At 64.9% G+C, this 15,705-nt stretch carries 14 protein-coding genes; 12 read left to right on the forward strand and 2 right to left on the reverse strand.

The genetic code is table 11. The features are described from left to right. The first annotated feature begins 20 nt into the window (after positions 1 to 20). The 12 genes from ACW172_RS20360 (at position 21) to ACW172_RS20415 (ending at position 12,142) form a co-directional block, all read left to right on the forward strand. Positions 21 to 2,192 (forward strand): type IV secretion system DNA-binding domain-containing protein, encoded by a 2,172-nt coding sequence (locus ACW172_RS20360; protein ID WP_444572873.1) that lies wholly within the window; start codon positions 21 to 23, stop codon positions 2,190 to 2,192. Next, positions 2,192 to 5,233, forward strand: coding sequence for a MobF family relaxase (gene mobF, locus ACW172_RS20365; RefSeq protein WP_444572875.1), 3,042 nt, complete (start codon positions 2,192 to 2,194; stop codon positions 5,231 to 5,233). Before ACW172_RS20360 ends, mobF begins: the two co-directional genes overlap by 1 nt. 59 nt (positions 5,234 to 5,292) lie before the next feature. Continuing rightward, entirely contained in the window at positions 5,293 to 5,616 is a 324-nt protein-coding gene (locus ACW172_RS20370; protein ID WP_444572876.1) for a hypothetical protein, read from the forward strand. Continuing rightward, positions 5,613 to 6,083 (forward strand): hypothetical protein, encoded by a 471-nt coding sequence (locus ACW172_RS20375; RefSeq protein WP_444572877.1) that lies wholly within the window; start codon positions 5,613 to 5,615, stop codon positions 6,081 to 6,083. The genes ACW172_RS20370 and ACW172_RS20375 overlap by 4 nt, the downstream gene beginning before the upstream one ends. A 160-nt stretch (positions 6,084 to 6,243) precedes the next feature. After that, complete coding sequence (locus ACW172_RS20380; RefSeq protein WP_444572878.1) at positions 6,244 to 6,684, forward strand: hypothetical protein; 441 nt, start codon at positions 6,244 to 6,246, stop codon at positions 6,682 to 6,684. 12 nt (positions 6,685 to 6,696) lie between these two features. Further along, the gene (locus tag ACW172_RS20385) at positions 6,697 to 7,068 is read left to right on the forward strand and encodes a hypothetical protein (RefSeq protein WP_444572879.1); all 372 of its coding nucleotides are present in this window, start codon (positions 6,697 to 6,699) and stop codon (positions 7,066 to 7,068) included. Between the two features lie 148 nt (positions 7,069 to 7,216). Continuing rightward, positions 7,217 to 7,498 carry a helix-turn-helix domain-containing protein gene (locus tag ACW172_RS20390; RefSeq protein ID WP_492035035.1) on the forward strand — a complete coding sequence of 94 codons (282 nt, stop codon included), beginning with the start codon at positions 7,217 to 7,219 and terminating at the stop codon, positions 7,496 to 7,498. Next, a complete protein-coding gene (locus tag ACW172_RS20395) occupies positions 7,498 to 8,760 on the forward strand; it encodes a DUF7146 domain-containing protein (RefSeq protein ID WP_444572880.1) in 1,263 nt (420 codons plus the stop codon). Before ACW172_RS20390 ends, ACW172_RS20395 begins: the two co-directional genes overlap by 1 nt. Before the next feature lie 273 nt (positions 8,761 to 9,033). Further along, positions 9,034 to 9,411, forward strand: a complete 378-nt coding sequence (locus ACW172_RS20400) for a helix-turn-helix domain-containing protein (RefSeq protein WP_444572881.1) — start codon at positions 9,034 to 9,036, stop codon at positions 9,409 to 9,411. A gap of 640 nt (positions 9,412 to 10,051) precedes the next feature. Continuing rightward, positions 10,052 to 10,261: a hypothetical protein gene (locus tag ACW172_RS20405; protein ID WP_444572882.1), complete on the forward strand. Its 210-nt coding sequence runs from the start codon at positions 10,052 to 10,054 to the stop codon at positions 10,259 to 10,261. Positions 10,262 to 10,292: 31 nt separating this feature from the next. Next, positions 10,293 to 11,300 carry an MvdC/MvdD family ATP grasp protein gene (locus tag ACW172_RS20410; protein ID WP_444572883.1) on the forward strand — a complete coding sequence of 336 codons (1,008 nt, stop codon included), beginning with the start codon at positions 10,293 to 10,295 and terminating at the stop codon, positions 11,298 to 11,300. Further along, positions 11,297 to 12,142 (forward strand): DUF6624 domain-containing protein, encoded by an 846-nt coding sequence (locus ACW172_RS20415; RefSeq protein WP_444572884.1) that lies wholly within the window; start codon positions 11,297 to 11,299, stop codon positions 12,140 to 12,142. The genes ACW172_RS20410 and ACW172_RS20415 overlap by 4 nt, the downstream gene beginning before the upstream one ends. Before the next feature lie 6 nt (positions 12,143 to 12,148). On the opposite strand, the gene ACW172_RS20420 is transcribed toward ACW172_RS20415, so the two are convergent. Next, positions 12,149 to 14,245: a peptidase domain-containing ABC transporter gene (locus tag ACW172_RS20420; protein ID WP_444572885.1), complete on the reverse strand. Its 2,097-nt coding sequence runs from the start codon at positions 14,243 to 14,245 to the stop codon at positions 12,149 to 12,151. Further along, a complete protein-coding gene (locus ACW172_RS20425; protein ID WP_444572886.1) occupies positions 14,242 to 15,465 on the reverse strand; it encodes an HlyD family secretion protein in 1,224 nt (407 codons plus the stop codon). The genes ACW172_RS20420 and ACW172_RS20425 overlap by 4 nt, the downstream gene beginning before the upstream one ends. Positions 15,466 to 15,705 lie beyond the last annotated feature (240 nt).

A 15,705-nucleotide genomic window follows, 5' to 3' on the forward strand; every position in this document is an offset into this window, starting at 1 on the left:
GTCTTTTCGACGGAGCACACATGAGCCGACCCAACAAAGGCAACCTCGCCGCGTGGCTGCGCGGGGGTCAGACTATCGGTCACACCTTCGACATGATACGCGAGGTCCTCGCGCGCATCATGGTCGTCCTCATCCTCTGGGGTGTGGTCTGCGTCGTGTGCGTGAATCTGCGCGCGTCAGAGGAGGAACAGACCCACGGCACACTGGCCTTCATGGCCGCCTTCTTGGATTGGGTCGGCCCGCCCGCACCGCAGGTCCTCAGCGTTCCCACACCGGGCTTCGGTCCCCGGCCTCATCCAGTCGGTGAAGTCGGTCAACTGCCTTGGGTCGAGCCCTACGCCACTGCGTACAAACAACACGCTCTTCTCGGCCTCGCCCTGTGGCTCATCGGCGTCGCCATGGTCGGTCTGGCGACGGCGTGGTGGTACACCAACGCGGGCAAATCGAAGCTCAAGACCCGTCAGATCAGGGGTCAGACTGTCACCAGCGCGCCGCTTCTGGCGCGCGAGGTCACGGAGTTCAACACCGAGGAAGCGAAGCGTCTCAACCGCCCTCAACACATCGCCGCCAAGCTTGTCGATGTGCCTTATCCGTTCGACACCGAGATGGAGCACACGCTCGTTGTCGGCGGCCCGGGCAGCGGGAAGACAGTCGCTCTCGACAAGCTCATCCTGTCCATTCGCGAGCGCGGTGATCGAGGCATCGTCTACGACCCTGAACTGACCTTCATCCCCAAGCACTTCGATCCCGAGACGGACGTCATCATCAACCCGTTCGATGATCGGTCGCCGTCGTGGTCGCCGTTCTTCGACGCCAAGGATCACGTCGAATGGGACCGGCTGGCTCACGGTCTGTTCAAAGACCCAAAGAGCGGCGATCCGTACTGGACCAACGTCGCCCGCTCGCTGTTCTCATGGACATGTTTCCAGCTTCAGGAGCGTGACCCGCACGTGACCCTGGATGAGGCGCTCCGATTCCTCTTCGGTCCAACTCAGCAGCTGGCCCAGCTTCTCGTCGGCACGCCAGCTCACAAGCACATTTCGGGTGGGGCCAGTCCCCGGACATCGTCCATCGAGTCGGTTCTCGTCGAAGGCGTCACCCCGCTCATCTACCTCCTCGGCAAGGGCCAGCCGTTCTCCATCCGCGCGTGGATCAACCAGCAGCGCAGAGCCCCCGGCATACTCTTCCTGTCGGCCCCCGAAACCCATGCCGACACCCTGCGCCCGCTCCTGGGATTCTGGTCGGAGATCGCCGTCAGCGCTTTGCTCTCTCGCAACGCTGAAGGTGTCCCGCCTCATCCCACCTGGATCATGCTGGACGAGTTCCCCTCGCTCGGCCGCATCGACAAGTTGGCGGACGGCCCCCAGCGCCTGCGGAAGTACGGCGGCTGCATGGTCTTCGGAATGCAACAGGTCTCGCAGATCCAAGACATCTATGGCCGCGAGCGCGCCCGCACGATTGTCGGCCAATGCGCGAACAAGCTGATCCTCAGGGCGAACGACAACGAAACCGCCGAGATGATGAGCGCCATCCTCGGCGAACGCGTCATGCACCGCGTCAGCGAGAACACCAGCTACGGGGCCAACTCGATCCGTGACGGCGTCGGCATTTCTCCGAGGGAGGAGAAAGAGCCGGTCTATCTGCCGACCGACATCATGAACTTCCCGAAGCTGCAGGGCGTCATCCGTGTCAGCAATGCCCGGGCAGGGCGCGCTTTCCCCATCGCTCCCATTGCCTTCACATGGGCCGACCTGCCCAAGATCGCCGACCCCTTCATCAAGCGTCAGGGGCCGGACCCGGTTCGCCAGTTCCTTGCTGGCACCAACCCCTCAGGTCCATCCGCGCCACCGCCCACCTCGCCACGTCCCAGGCCGTCAGGTCCGAAGCCGAGCGCGCCCCCGGCCACACCGCCGCCCCCTGCCGAAGGCTGGGGCCTCCGGCTTGTGGTCGACAACCACGACAGCGCCTCTGTCCAGCATGACTTGCCTCTGGAGGCCGCGGCTCTGCCGACGTCCCACGGTCAGGAACAAGCCCGCCAGGAGGCGGCTGAGGCCGAGCGCCAGCGTCTAGAACAACAGCGACACCAGACCGAACGAACCGACACCCCGAACCGCCCTGACGACCCAGCTGGCGAAGCTCCCACCAAGCCGGAGAAGGTCTCGCTCGATGACCTCGGAATCGAGTTCCACTGATGCTGTCAGTTAGCAAGATCGGGAGTGCCGGCGGGGCCGCAGACTACTACGGCAAAGACGACTACTACGTGACTGGGGAGGCGGACGCGCCGGGCGTAGAATGGAAGGGGAAGGGCGCTGCTCAGGCCTGTCTTTCCGGCACCGCAACGCCCGCTCAGTTCCGAGAGGTCCTCAGCGGAGCGCATCCCGTTCTTCAGGATCCGGATCGCGCGGCCAAACCAGACGAGAAACATCGTCCCGGCTGGGACATGACTTTCTCCGCTCCCAAGTCGGTCAGTCTGGCCTATCTCGTGGGGGGCGACGACCGACTGGTCGCTGCACATCGCGCGGCAGTGGACCGCGCCATGGCCTACGCGGAGAAGTACTTCGCGGTCACCCGCGTGCGCGACAAAGGGCAACTTCGCGAGGTTCGTACCGGCAACTTGGTCTACGCTTCGACCGAGCACACGACGTCAAGGAAGGGCGATCCGCAACTCCACACCCACAACGTCGTGGCGAACGCCACCTGGGATGAGAAGGCCGGAAAGTTCAGGGCTCTGGAGAGCCTACACCTATTCAAGAACATGAAGCTGCTCGGCGCGGTCTATCGCGCAGAGTTGGCCAAAAGCGTCATGGCGCTTGGCTATGACGTGAAGCGCGACACCACCAAGGGCACCTTTGAACTCGCTGCGTTTCAACGTCCACAGCTGCAGGCCTTCTCCAAGCGCAATGCGGACATCCGTGAAGCGCTCAAGATCGAGAAGGAAAAGCACGGGGAGCTGACCGGGGCTCAGCGCGACGCCCTCGTCCTTCGTGACCGTCCCAAGAAACTCGATGTGCCCCGGGACCAGCTGCTGGACCGTTGGAAGTCCGACGCAAAAGCTGTGGGCCTGGACAGCGTTGGGATCGTTCAGGCAGCAAAGGAGCGCGACGCCCCGGCCAAGGACGTCACTCCTGTCGTCTCCGGCAAGGCGAGCGACACCCGGTCCACATTCCTTGCCGCCTTCCGGACCCTCACTGGCCGCGCGACCAGGCTGTTCGACACACCCTATCGCGTTGGCGCCGACAGAGAGGCGGTGACTGCCGTCGATTTCGCTGTGCGCGTGGCTGAGCAGGGCAAGGCCGTATTCACCCGCCATGACGTCATCGGCCGGGCTCTGGAATATGGAAAGGCCGGGCTCACGGTTGATCGGCTGGAGGCCCAGATTGACGGCCTCGCATCCGGCGGCAAGATCCAACAGGCCGACCGCACGATCCGGGATGGTCTGACGACAGAAGCCGCGCTCACGGTCGAACGGCGGCTTGTCCGGGAAATCGAGCAGGGCAGGGGGGCGGCCGGCACGATGATGGCGCCCCACGAGGCCAGCGCACATCTGGAGCGTCTCGCCAACCGTGGGGCAGGGGCCATTACCCTCAATGAGGGTCAAACCGCTGCGGCACGACTGCTTTTGACATCCGCTGACCGGTTCGTCGGCGTGCAAGGCCTCGCCGGCGTCGGCAAGACCACGATGTTCCGCGTCGTCAACGAGATCGCCGAGGCGCGCGGCATCGAGCTGGCGGGCATCGCGCCGACCCACCAGGCCGCCGAAGCGATGACGCGCGAGGCAGGCATCAGGGCCGAAACCGTGGAGGCCTTCCTGGGCCGCGTAGAGCGAGAGCAGGAACGGGGAGGGGAGGGTTTGAGGGCCCTGCAGGAGAAGTGGGCCGGACGAACCCTCCTGTCCGACGAAGCCTCCATGCTCTCCAACGCTCAGATGGACCGCTTGGCCCGTGTCAGGGAAACCCTGGGGCTCGCCCGCGTGGTGCTGATCGGGGACGAGAAGCAGCTCGGCTCGCCGGAGGCCGGCGCGCCTTGGCGGCTCGCCCTGAACAGCGAGATCCAGCACGCAACCATGACCGAGATCCGCCGGCAGAAGGATCCGGAGGTCAAAGCAGCCGTCGAGCGTCTTGCGAAGTCGGAGATCTCCGGCGCCTTCAGGTCGCTAGGTGATCGCGTCGTCCAGGTCGGCCGGGAGGCCGGCGATATCCATTTGGCGAATGCGGCGGTTGCCGCTTGGAACACCTATCGACAGCAAAGCGGGGGCCTGCCCCCGATCATCGTGCCGACGAACAGCCTGCGCGCTGAGGTCGCTGGCCAGGTTCGCACCCAACTGGTCGCCGAAGGTAAACTCGGCGACGGCCAAGCAGTCGGCACCCTCGCGCCGGTACGGATGTCGCGGGCCGAAGCCGGTTTGGCCTCCAGCTACCGCGAAGGCCAGGTCCTCGTCTTCCATCGTGGCGTGAAGGAGCTGGGTCTGTCGAAGAACGACAGCGCAACCGTCGTCGGCCGGGATGAGCGCAACAACCTCCTCATCCTCGACCGAGAGAAGGGCGGGCGGGTCTCCCTCGATCTCTCGGCCGACCCCAACAAGCGGCGATTCGAGACCTACTCGAGCAAGGACCTGGAGGTTCGCCAGGGCGAGACCCTGGTGTGGGATCGCACCGACAAGGACCGTGATTTCAAGGTCGGCGGCCGGTTCACCGTCGACAAGATCGAGAAAGGCGAATGGCACGTCCGGACGGCTGACGGCTCGACCACGGTGCTGAAGGACTCAGATCCGCAACTCCGGTTCATCAGCCACGGCTACGCCGAGACCGCCGATCGTTCCCAAGGCTCCACCTACAAGGACGTGGTGGCCGTGCTGTCCAGCAAGCACGGCGAGGCTGCGACCGAGGCCCGCGCATACGTCCAGGTATCCCGGACGGCCGAGCAGGTGACGTTCGTCACCAACGATCTGACCACCCTGACGATGAAGCTTAACAAACAGAGCGGCCAGAACGCCATCGCGAGCCACGAACTCGCGGAGACCCTGAAGCAGGCCGACCAGGCCAAGGACCTCGCCACTCTGGCCAAGGACGGGCTGGACGGCTCCGACAAGGCCGACGCGGCCGCCGAGAAAGCGAATTCGCCTGACCTGCCTGGCGTCGAGCACGACAAGCCCGAAACCCCGGAAAAGACCGACGAGAAGTCCTTCGAGAAATCCCACGAACCAACCGGCCCGGCTCATTCGCCAAGTCTGTGACCTCAACCTAGCCCCGACGGGCCCAGCCTCGCTCTAAGCGACGCAACAAGGAGAACAGTATGCCCCGACTGCCTCGCAGCACACTCTCGCAACCAGGCCTCCGTGAGCGTCTGGCCATTGAACCTTCAGATGTTGGTTTTGCCGTCGTGCACGGCGTCGGCGTGTTCATCTTCGCGCTCGCTTTTGCAAAAGATCCGGAGTGGGCGGGCCGCTTCTCCTATGCCGCCACCATTGTCGGCCCAGTCGGCGTCATGTTCGCCTCCCTGTGGTTGTCCAAAGCGGTCCCATTCTTCTATCGGCACGCCCCGGCACGCTGGGTTGTCGGTGGCATCGCGTTTCTCACGGTCGGCCTGGTTGTCTGGTCGGCGAGTCCCCCGCAATGAGGCCCGTCGATTTTTCACCGCTGCCCAACGAGGCCGCGTTGCAGGCTCGCGCCGCTCGTTTCCGCAGCCTCCGGCTCGTCGGCCTCGAGGCGGCGCTCGTAGCGACCGCGCTCGCTCTGTCGACGTCCATCGACCTGGACATCCCGCATCGGTCCCTAGCGATCAGCGGATGTCTCGCTGCGGCGGCTGGCGTCTTCGCCCTGCAGGGTCTGGATCGTCGGCTCTACGCACGGGGTTACATTCTCGAAGATCGTCTGAAGCTGATGCTTCTCGCCGGCCTGATCTCGGGTGCCGCCCTAACTGGCTGGCTGACCACGCGGTCACCTGTGGCCGTTGGCGCCCTGCTGGGCATCGCTGCGGCGCTGATCGCCTTCCTGGCCTGTGTCAGCGCCCAAGAGCCATCGACCACCTTAGCGGTCGCCCGTGGTGGCCAAAGTCGAGGCGCTAGTAGGCATCACATCCGATGAGCCCGAAGGTCATGCGCGACCGGCCTCGGGTCCATTTTCAAAGACAACCCATTTCGCATAACATATATTATGCGTTAAATATCGATATGTTGGCAGATTTTTGCTCGGGTTGTCAAAACGTGGGGTCCAGAATTCTTGAACCCGCGGAAAGGAGGCGCTGGTGACCGGCACGACCCGTCTTCTCCGTCGCCAGCGGCTCCGCCGCCTCGTGTACGCAACTATCCGGAACCGCATGAGCCACATCCCCAAACCCGCCAACGACCGTCTGCATCCAGTGCTAGACCGTGCGCTCTGCAGCGCGCCGCTGGACGCGCCGGAACGGCCGATCATCAAGCGTTGGGCCCGGCGTGACCCCGTCAATGCCGCCATGGATGCCGATCTGATCTGGCGACGGCTGGTTCACGACGGGGCGACGTCGCCGTTCGATCCCAGCGCCCGGGCCGAGGTCGCGGCTGTTCAGAAGGACTGGACGGATCGGTATCCGCCCGCCGTTTACCTCCCAGCCGCCGAACGCCTGCTCACCGTCATGAACGCATGGGCCGACAGCATCATCACCGATGCAATCGCCGCCGACTGCGCCCGCTATCCCTTCCATCCCTAAAGGAGAACCCAGGTGGAATTCCGTCCGATTCAACGCAGCAAGCCCGGCGACAACCAGGTGACGATCGGCGTCACCGAGCGTGGTGTCTCGCTGACCATTCCCGGCCGGGTCGCGGCTGCTGCCGGCCTCGGCGAGGCCAAGACTGTCGCCCTCGCCTACGGCGAGGATCGCAAGAAGCGTTGCATTCAGATCCGAGCCGATGACCAGGGTGCGTTCACCATGGCGACCCGGGGGCCGAAACGAACCCTCATGGCGAAGGAGCTGGCACCCAAGAGGCCGATCGAGGGCAAGAAATCTGTGTCCCATGAGGCCGGCCCGGGCGGCCTGGTCATCACGCTCCCGGACGGCTGGGAATTGGCCGACCAAGGTGTGATCGGGGGCTGACTTGGCTGCGCAAGATGATTTCGGGTTACCGGTCGGCCGCGTAGACGTTCCGGCCCAGAAGCGTGAGAAATTGCCCGACCCTTACGACGTCGCCCTCGGCCAGAGGGTGTCGTCGGCTCGACTAGGCGCTGGCCTCAGTCAAGGCGCCTTGGCCAAGGCGATTGGCGTCGCCTATCAGCAGTTGCAGAAGTACGAGCGTGGCGAGAACCGACTCTCAGTCGCTCGCCTGAAACGGATCTCGAACGCGCTCGCCGTACCCATGAACGTTCTCCTCGGCGAACGGGAGGATCCGACGTCCGACGCCCTGCGCGTCGATCCGCGCGTCCTCAGGACCGCCCTACTCCTGCACTCCCTGCCCAAGGCGAACCAGCGTGCCATCGAGGCCCTTGTGGCCCTTATGGACCCCTCTGCCGTGGCGACGGCTGCCTGATGCAGAACGCCGACGACATCTTCGCCAGGGCGCGTCACAGCACCGACGTGGAGACCGTCGCCGGCGTGAAGCTCTACAGGGAGGGTGCCGGGTTTAGAGGCCCCTGCCCGCTCTGCAAGGCCTCCGCCGGGAAGACCGACAGCGGCGCCTTCCAAACCGACAAGGCCAAAAGCAGCTGGCGTTGCTTCAGCTGCCATAGTCGGCCGGGCGACGTCATCGACCTCGAGCACCTGATGCGCTCGGGCCCGGGCGAAACACTCCGCGACGCTGCGCTGCGAATTCTTCGGGAAGAGAACATAAGCCCGGCCGACCGACGTCGACGGCAAGAGGAGATGGCCGAGGCGGCCCGAGAGAATGAGGCGCGCAAGGCCCGCAGCCGCGCCTTCAAGGCTGACATCGCCATCACTCTCTGGCGCGAGGGCCTGCCGGCGGCCGGCACGCCCGTCGAAACCTGGCTGAGATCTCGCGGTATCAGCGGCACCGTGTTGGCCAACGCGCTGACGATGGTGCGATATCATCCAGCGGCCTATCACAGCGGTGACCCTGCGCGACCTAAGACGGCGCCCGCGATGATCGGGCTCCTCATGACCCCATTCGGGCCGACCGGCGGAATCCACGCGACCTATCTCAGCGCTGATGGCGCCTCCAAGTCCGCCCTCTCCCCCGCCCGGAAGTGCTGGGGACCCCAGACCCGTCTCGACCCCGACGGAATCGCCCGACCTGGCGGCCTCTGGCTCACCCGTCCTGACGGGGATGGCCCCCTCGTGGTCGGTGAGGGCATCGAGACTTCGCTATCTGCCGCCTGCCTCACGGGCATACCGTGCCGCGTCGTCGCCACGCTCGATCTGGACAACCTGCAGGGCGGCTACCTAACCGACAGCCGCGGCCGCGTGGACCTGCGAGCGCTTGAGCCCAACCCCCTCCTCCCTGCCTTCACCTGGCCAGAGCCCGAAGATAAGCCTTGGGGCGCGCCGATCATCTGTCTCGATCGTGACATGGGGCCGGTGAAGATCCGCGTGGCCGGTGATGATAACGTTGACGAAGAGGAATGGCTGAATGCCGACGATCGCGCGACCTTATGCGCGGCGCTCGCTGCAGCAGCTTGGATCACCTCCGGCGCCCGCTGGATTATGTTCGCCGTGCCTCCGGCCGACATGGACGTCAACGACCAGCACCAGGCCATCCTGGCGAACCAGCTGCCTGCAGAGCTTCGGATTCTCCCGCTCGCCCAGGTGGCGGACCGAATGCTGGAGCCAGCATGACCGGCCACGTCTCCGCCTCGGGCGTCATACGCAGGTTTTCTGCGCGACCTGGTACAAGGCGACCCTCTTACGAGGGCTCCTGCCGGCGGCCGCTACGCTTCGCCTACGGCTGCAGCTGCGTCCACTGCCGGCGGTCGGCCTTGACCCGCTCTTGCCGGTTTGGGGCTTTCGCGGCCCCCGCTTCGGAAAGCGGGAGGCCCGCTACGCAGGGTTTTCAGGTTTTGATTTCAACAGAGGGCGATGATGGCCAGAGGTAGAGGTAGACGTGCGGATGTGGTCGATGAAGAGATCCATCCGATCGACAAATATGTGGGCAACCAGCTGCGCCTGAAGCGCTTAGCGCGAGGTGTCAACCAGACGGAGCTGGGCAAGGCCCTGAAGGTCTCGTTTCAGCAGGTCCAGAAGTACGAGAGCGGTGCGAACCGGATATCCATGTCGAAGCTTTGGCTGGCGTGCGATCTCCTGAAGGCGAAGCCACAGGACTTCTTTCCGGACCCAGCAGGCGAAGACGACATCGAGGATATCGTGCCCGAAAGCATCGACCGCCTCGGCCTCGGCCGGGCTGCAGCCGGTCTGACGCTAGACCGGCAGCGCCTGGTGCTCGAGTTGATCCGCACTCTGGCGGGCCGGAGGGAGGTCGACGACAACTAGTCCTTCAGGCGGGCCCGATTGGGCATTGCTCCGACCAGGCGGAGCGATTCCCGATCGCCGCCGTTGGAGTCGATCACGGCCAGGCGCAAACAGGATATCGAGATCACACCCGCCATGCCCCGTGGGTTCCTGCCGCTATCGCATCCGACGTTGCTGCAGGGCCTCCTTGAGGGTCCGACTGGATCGACGAGATCAAGTTCCATGCTACCGCTTCCAGCTGAACGTCGCCGGCGGCGCTGCGATCTGGTTCACCCGCAACTTCCATAACTGGACTGACAAACTGCCGCGCCATGCGGCCGCCGCCGGTGGCCTCTCCAATCGCACTCGTTACCCAAGGTGGATGCCACCGGCACCCTGATGGTGGTGCACATCAGCACCGAGTTGAACGCCCCAGATATCTCAAGGCGCGCAACGGGTTATCTCGAAAGATCGTGCAGTCACGCGAATTTGAGCGTGGATGCGGCTAGTCCTCCGTCACGCAATCTCATTGATGCGTCGGGAATTATTTCCGATTCGCCGCCCGCTGAACTTTGTCTTTCTCTACGAACTTCAAAACGTGAGGGGAGAGGACCAAAGGTTGTCTTGACTCGACCTTCCCGCGAGGGTGACATCCATTCGTGGAACGCTTGGAGGACCCACCATGACCCCCTTTCTGATGGACGTGAGTGAAAGCGAACAACGGGAACTGACTCCCGAGGAGCACGACTTGGTCGCGGGAGGCCAGTGCGCCGAACGGTGTCAGGTCTACACTGAAGTCGGCGACGTCATCGTCATGCCGACAGTCGGGCAAGGCGTTGCAGGCGGCGATGTCGTCTTCGACGGCATGACCTGCGACGTGGCGTACGGCTGAGACAGATGGGGACGCGGCGAATGCCCCCTTCATGAGCCTCGTCCCCATCGCGTTCGGCTTCCGTGAAGACCCCCATCTCCAGCGGACGGCCGCCGCGCTAGAGGCATTGGGACAGTCGCTCTGGTTTATGGATTCGACCACGCCAGGGCGGTGCAATTTCACGTCCGATGGCCGGAACCGGCGGGCCAGCATTGACGTCGTCGACCGAACCGGCTCTCGAACCCTGAGCGTTGGTCCAGACGAAATCTTCGTCTGGCTTCGCAACAAGGCGCAATATCAGGTGCTGAGGACGCTCGCCACGCAGATCAACCGCTTCAAGCTGGAAGAGCGCTCAAGCTTCATTCGCGGCCTGATCGAGACCTACGACATCCCCCACATGAACGCCCTGGACCGGGGACGACGGCAGGAAGACAAAATTCTCCAGACCCGGTTCGCCGCCGTCGCGGGGCTCTCCATGCCCGAAACCTTGATCTCCTCGGACAGGGAAGAAATCCTGACCTTCCTGGATCGTCATCCCGTCGCGATCTCCAAGCCGCTCTGGGTGAAGTATCTACCGGAAGCCCGCAGTGGGGCCCCCGCTCGCTTCATCGGCACCCGGAAGATCACTCAGGACATCGTCGCTCAGGCCGACGCGGACGATTTCCTGATCGCGCCCATGATCGTCCAGCCTCTGCTGGCGAAGCAGTACGAACTACGCGTCATCGCCAGCCGCAACAATGGCGCGGTGGCCTACAAGATCGAAGCGCCCGCCACCGACCAGGGCCGACTGGATTGGCGGCCGGTGACGGACGACTGCACCAACGCCTTGGTCGAGGCCCCCCAGGATCTCGTCGACGGGCTGGTCCGCTATCTGGAAGCCGCGGGCCTCGAGTACGGAGTGTTCGACCTCATCATGACGCCCGAGGACGAGCTTTATTTTCTCGAATGCAATTCTGACGGACAGTGGGCCTGGCTTGAGCCGGGCGACCCACCCGGCCCGACCGCTCGGCTTTTCGCTGACATCCTGGCGACCAGAACCAGACAGGAGATGTATCCGTGACCGGACTGATGGCTGCTGTCGCCTCGCTCCTGCTTCTCGGAGATCCGGGAGCGTCGGCGAAGGGATTGGTGAAGGACGAGATCGCGGCGCTCGCAGAGGCTGGTCTTTGCGCTGGCGATGCCTGTTCAGGCGCCGCTGGGCCGGGCGCAGACCTGGCGTCGGCGGCCTGCCAGCCAAACGACGCCACGGCGATGCTGCGCAACGTCATTGGTCTCCTCGACGCCCAATCCCCGGTCTCGCCGGCGCAGGCCCAGACCGCGCTCTCCGGCGCATTCTCGACTGTCGACGAGCGACTGGCGGCCCTGACCGATCCCGCCCCCGGCGACGTGCGGCAGGAACTGCTCTACCGGGCGCGGGTCGACCAGTTGCTCCTCGGCGAGCGCGCCCGGACCGGACGCTCGGACTGGGCGGCGCAGGTGGCCTGGCGCCGCGCGACCTGCGAATGGGCTCGTCAGAACGCGGCGTTCATCACCCGCTACACCGACCCGTCCGACTTCAGCGTGCTCCTGGATCCGGCCCAGGAAGTGCGATCAGCGGCCCAGATCATGATCCAGCACAGCGAGGACGCCGCTCTGGCCGAGCGGGCGATCGATTGGCTTGAGACCGCGATGGCCGGCGGGGCGGCGCTGAATGACGAAGCCGCGGCCATCATCGACAGGCGGCGGATCAGGACCTCTGGACAACAGGTCTATGGCACCCACTTCAGCTGCGCCAACGGCCGCGCGATGTTCAGACCGGAACTCGCTGATCGTGACGCCGTCGATCGGGAGCGGCGGAGCCGGGGAATGTCGGGCTTGGCGGATCATGAGCGCGAGTTGGACGAGACCTGCGCGCCGGGCTGAGCGGTTTCAGCCCACCAGCCGTCCGCCGTGAACCTGTATGATGCGATCGGCGCGATCCAGCAGGACTGGCCGGTGCGCCACCACGACTCGGGTGATAGTCATGGCCTTGAGCGTATCGGCGATGCGTTCCTCCGAGCGCGGATCGAGATTGGCCGTCCCCTCGTCGAGGAGCAGGACGCTGGGCCGCCTGTAAAGCGCCCGGGCCAGAAGGACCCGCTGCTTCTGCCCGCCTGACAGGGCCGAACCCATATCGCCCACGAGCGTGTGGTACTGCATCGGCATCTGCTCGATCTCGAAATGGATGTTCGCCGCGCGGGCGGCCTCGAAGACCCTGTTGAGGTCAAGTTGCGGGTCGAAGAAGGCGATGTTGTCGGCCAGCGTCCCGGCCAAGAGCCGGTCATCCTGCGAAACCACACCGATGTGGCGCCGCCATTCGCGCCAAAGGCCGGGATCGGCGATCTGGCCATCGAGGCGGATCAGGCCGGCCGTGGGCTGCAGCGCGCCGACCATCAGCTTGAACAGGGTGGTTTTGCCTTGGCCGGACGGACCGGTCAGGGCGACGAAAGAGCCCGGCTCGATCGTCAGGCTGACGTCGGTCAGCACGGGCTTGTCGGCGGCGCCGTAGGCGAAGCTCACGTCTTCGAGCTCGATGCGGCCAGCGATTTCGTTACGCTCAGCGCCAGGATGTCCCGCTTCCGCCGGCGTCGATACGATATCCGACAGGCGTTCGAGGTGGAGGCCCAGCAGCCGAAACTGCATGTAGTTCTCGATGAGCAGGGCGACGCGGTCGGCGAGGATCTGCCTGAAGGACAGGAACGCGACCAGCATGCCGACGGAGAATCCCTCCCCGGAGACGACGATCACGCCGCCCAGGTAGACGATGAGCACGGTCTGCGTCCCGTTCAGCAGGTTCTGGACGAAGCGCAGACCGACCTGGTATCGGCCCAGACTGATGGTGGCGTTGGTGGCGGCGGCAAACGCCTCTCGCCACCGGTTTTCCCTCTGCGCTTCCTCGCCGTGAATGCGGATGACGGCCGCGGCGCGGACGTTCTCCATCAGCACCGATTGCTCCTTGGCGCCTTCGACGAGTTGCTCTTCCGTGCGGGCCCGGATGAGGAGGTAGGCGATGGTCGAGACACCCGCGTTGAGCGCTATGCCGACTGCGGCGACAGCGCCCAGGCGGGGCGAGTAGGCGAAGATCACTACGACAATGGCGATCGCCGTGACGCCGTCGATCAGCGAGGACACAACACTTCGCGCCAGCACGTCGCGAATGGCGTTGGTCGACGTCAATCGAGAGATGATGTCTCCGACGTGCCGGCTCTCGAAGAAGGGGATCGGCAGGCGCATCATGTGGCCGACGACATTGCCGATCAGCTGATAGGACAGCAGCCCGCTGACGATCTGGACCACCCAATCCCGCACGGCTTGGACGATCGCATGGATCAGAAAGAGGCCGGCGAAGGCCAAGGCGATCACACGGAGGAGACCCGAAGATCCGGCGGGGATCGCCTGGTCGATGGTGAACTGCAGCTGGAGCGGCAGGGCGATGGTGAGGACCTGCAGACAGATCGACAGCACGGCGACCTGGGCCAGGGCGCCCCACAGGCCATCCATACGCGACCAGAAGGACGCAAGGTCGATGCGCGTCCGCCCGTCTTCCAGGACGAACCCGTCCTGCGGTCGCAGCTCCAGGACCACGCCGGTGAAGCGGTCCGAAAGCTCTGCCGGCGGCACCTTGCGCACTCCGACCGACGGATCGTGGATGACAGCCCTGTCGCCCGCCCAACCGGCCAGCACGACGAAATGGTTCATGTCCCAGTGAAGGATGGCCGGGAGCGGCACCTTGCGCAGCGCTGGAAGCTCCACCCGCAAGGCGCGCGACGAGAGGCCGAAATATTCGCTCACGCGCATCAGCCCCTTGAGGGTCATTCCGGCCATGGACGCGGGATAGCGCTGTCGCGCGCTGTTCAAATCAACCGGCCGACCGTGGTAGGCGGCGACCATACCGGCGCAGGCCAGTCCGCATTCAGCCGCTTCGGAGGCCCTGAAGAGCGGGAGCCGTCGCCCGCCGGTCAGACGAAGATCGTCGAGCGCGCTCATCGCGAGGCCCCCCTTCGGCGCGTGAAGGCCCATTGCAGCAGGGTCATGCGTTCGGTGAGGATACGGGCACGAAGCCGCATGCCCGGCCTGAGGTTCTCGGCCTTCGCGCCATCGATCGCGAGCGTCAGTCGGTAGAGGGGACCCTCCAATTCATCGATCGGGAACGGCAGATCGCTGGGGCGAAGGGTCGCCCCGGACACTCGGGTCACGCGGCCGCGCAGACGGTTCGTCCATCCGGCGGACAGACCATCCACCTCCAGGGTCACGGGCAGACCGACCGCCAGATCCGCCGAGGCCGCGCTCGAAACGAACACCTGGGCCTCCAGCGAGTCCGTTTGAGGCATGAGGACCGCGACGACGTCGCCCGCCGCCAGAGCCTGTCCCAGGCTTACCGGCAACACGCCAACGGCGCCCGACACCGTGGAGGCAATCGTGTAGCTCCCTTCGGATCGCGCGGTGATGACCTGTTGAGCCAAGGTCGTGGCTGAGCGGTCGGCTTCAGCCTCAGCCAGGCTGATGTCCTCGGTGATGGCGCGCAGCCGCGCCCGTCCGTCAGCAATCTCGATCTGGGTCGCGATCTGTGCCTGACGTGTCGACGAAAGCTCCTGTGCGGCGGCGAGCGCGCTCGCCCGACGGGCCTCCAGCTCGCGGGTCGGGAGGAAGCCCTTAGCCGCAATCTCTTCGCCTCGGTGAAGCTCCGCGTTGGCGATCTCCAATCGCTGCCGTTGCAAATCCAGGCGGGTCGCCGATTCCGCCAGCTGAGCGTTCAGCATCTGAACGCGGCGCTCGATCTGCTGATGTTCAAGGCTCAGACGCGCGATCGAGGCTCGGGCCGTCTGGGCATCCGCGCGGGCCTGGGTCGTCATCGACTCTTCGAGCCGACCGGCGCTGTCCTGCCCTTCGGCTTCCGATGAGGCGCGCACGACCACCAGGATCTCGCCGGCGCTGACGCGATCGCCTTCGGCTACGGCGATGTGCGAAACGAAACCTCCCCGCGGAGCCGAGAGTCTCGCAAAACCCGTCGTCGGCACAATCCAGCCGACGGCGTTTTCGCTTCGATAAATCGGCACAAACGCCGCGCCCAAAACCAGACAGGCGACAAGGACGCCGACAATGAGAGTGATGGTCAGGCTTGATGGCGGCGTGGCCAGAACGACGGCGCCCTCCAAGCGCTGGCGGGCCACGCGGCGGGCCTGGGGTCGGAACAACTCCAGTTTCATTTCTGGTTGCGCCCTCCCCTTGCGGCACCATCCTTGTAGATACTCGGCGAGCGCGCAACCTCACGTCATAGATGCATTTGGCCAAACATGATATTCGCGCTCCCAACCCCGCCGTCAGGATCCCGACAAATATCTTGAGGCCCAGGGCAATCCGGAAATCTCGCTCCCGGGGATTCGATTGATGAAATCCAGTCCGAGGCGCCACCCGCCCTCGCTTTGTCCCCGGTCGGCTGGTCGCCA

The sequence above is a fragment of the Brevundimonas sp. ALps5 genome (assembly GCF_058681645.1).

What these genes read in the sequence shown, in the direction of transcription:
- ACW172_RS20360 (WP_444572873.1), top strand. Translation starts at nt 21, where the DNA reads ATGAGCCGACCCAACAAAGGCAACCTCGCCGCGTGGCTGCGCGGGGGT.
- mobF (WP_444572875.1), top strand. Translation starts at nt 2,192, where the DNA reads ATGCTGTCAGTTAGCAAGATCGGGAGTGCCGGCGGGGCCGCAGACTAC.
- ACW172_RS20370 (WP_444572876.1), top strand. Translation starts at nt 5,293, where the DNA reads ATGCCCCGACTGCCTCGCAGCACACTCTCGCAACCAGGCCTCCGTGAG.
- ACW172_RS20375 (WP_444572877.1), top strand. Translation starts at nt 5,613, where the DNA reads ATGAGGCCCGTCGATTTTTCACCGCTGCCCAACGAGGCCGCGTTGCAG.
- ACW172_RS20395 (WP_444572880.1), top strand. Translation starts at nt 7,498, where the DNA reads ATGCAGAACGCCGACGACATCTTCGCCAGGGCGCGTCACAGCACCGAC.
- ACW172_RS20405 (WP_444572882.1), top strand. Translation starts at nt 10,052, where the DNA reads ATGACCCCCTTTCTGATGGACGTGAGTGAAAGCGAACAACGGGAACTG.
- ACW172_RS20410 (WP_444572883.1), top strand. Translation starts at nt 10,293, where the DNA reads ATGAGCCTCGTCCCCATCGCGTTCGGCTTCCGTGAAGACCCCCATCTC.
- ACW172_RS20420 (WP_444572885.1), bottom strand. Translation starts at nt 14,245, where the DNA reads ATGAGCGCGCTCGACGATCTTCGTCTGACCGGCGGGCGACGGCTCCCG.
- ACW172_RS20425 (WP_444572886.1), bottom strand. Translation starts at nt 15,465, where the DNA reads ATGAAACTGGAGTTGTTCCGACCCCAGGCCCGCCGCGTGGCCCGCCAG.